The sequence below is a fragment of the Mycobacterium angelicum genome (assembly GCF_002086155.1).
Lineage (GTDB): Bacteria > Actinomycetota > Actinomycetes > Mycobacteriales > Mycobacteriaceae > Mycobacterium > Mycobacterium angelicum.
In genome coordinates this window covers 1-613 of sequence record NZ_MVHE01000245.1, presented here as the reverse complement: position 1 = coordinate 613, position 613 = coordinate 1, and the positions used below count along the sequence as shown (strand labels likewise).

1 pseudogene is annotated in these 613 nt (G+C 59.5%); it reads right to left on the bottom strand.

Annotation, left to right across the window (positions count from 1 at the left end):
* Nucleotides 1-613 (bottom strand): annotated as a pseudogene (locus BST12_RS29220) (PPE family protein); the annotation flags it as partial.

Below are 613 nucleotides of genomic sequence, written 5' to 3'. Positions count from 1 at the left end.
CGCCCCCACATGCCACACCGGAACCACCACCGGCCCCACCCCAGGACCCGACACCGCCAAATGCAACGGACCATCAATCGACAACGCGATCGACGGACCAGTGACCCGGATCGGGTCGACGACGATAGGCCCGATGGTCCCGCTCAGCGCACTCCCGTTGAGGTGCAGGGTGGGAATCGTAAAGGACGGCACATTTATGTACGGGAAGCCATTGGAAGCGACGCTGCCGACCGATCCCGTTATGGGAATACTCAGTGGAATATCCACCGTAAGGTCGAGTCCGATTCGGGGGATGGTCAAGGTGTAATCACCGCCGAACTGACCCTGCCCATCAGCCCGCCAGAAAAACCCGTTGTTCTGGCTCCCCCGGTTGAACCCACCCGTATTCAAATCCCCCGAATTCCCCACACCCGTGTTCAGATCACCGGTGTTCCACCACCCCGTATTCGTATCCCCGGTATTGAACGAACCCGTATTGACGCTCCCCGGATTAAACCCACCCGAGTTGTAACTCCCCACATTCCCGATCCCGGTATTCAGCAACCCCGCGTTCCACACCCCGGTGTTCAACACACCGGAGTTGAACACCCCACTGTTGGCCATGCCGCTGTTG